This is a genomic window from Delftia sp. ZNC0008, from assembly GCF_000799035.1.
In the GTDB taxonomy this organism is placed as follows: domain Bacteria; phylum Pseudomonadota; class Gammaproteobacteria; order Burkholderiales; family Burkholderiaceae_C; genus Comamonas; species Comamonas tsuruhatensis.
Map to the genome: position 1 here is coordinate 1 of NZ_JTKZ01000132.1, position 328 is coordinate 328.

Below are 328 nucleotides of genomic sequence, written 5' to 3' on the forward strand. Positions count from 1 at the left end.
GGAAACCCTGCGCACGGCCATGGCCATCGGTGCCGACCGCGGCATCCTGGTGGAGACCACCGAGGAACTGCAGCCCCTGGCCGTCGCCAAGCTGCTCAAGGCCCTGGTCGACAAGGAGCAGCCCGGCCTGATCATCCTGGGCAAGCAGGCCATCGACGACGATGCCAACCAGACCGGCCAGATGCTGGCGGCCCTGGCCGACCTGCCCCAGGCCACCTTCGCCTCCAAGGTCGAAGTCGCTGGCGACAAGGTCAACGTGACCCGTGAAGTGGACGGCGGCCTGGAAACCCTGGCCCTGAGCCTGCCGGCCGTCATCACCACCGACCTG

At 68.3% G+C, this 328-nt stretch carries 1 pseudogene; it reads left to right on the top strand.

The features are described 5' to 3' along the window. Positions 1 to 328: pseudogene (locus L995_RS04685) on the top strand (electron transfer flavoprotein subunit beta/FixA family protein); the annotation flags it as partial.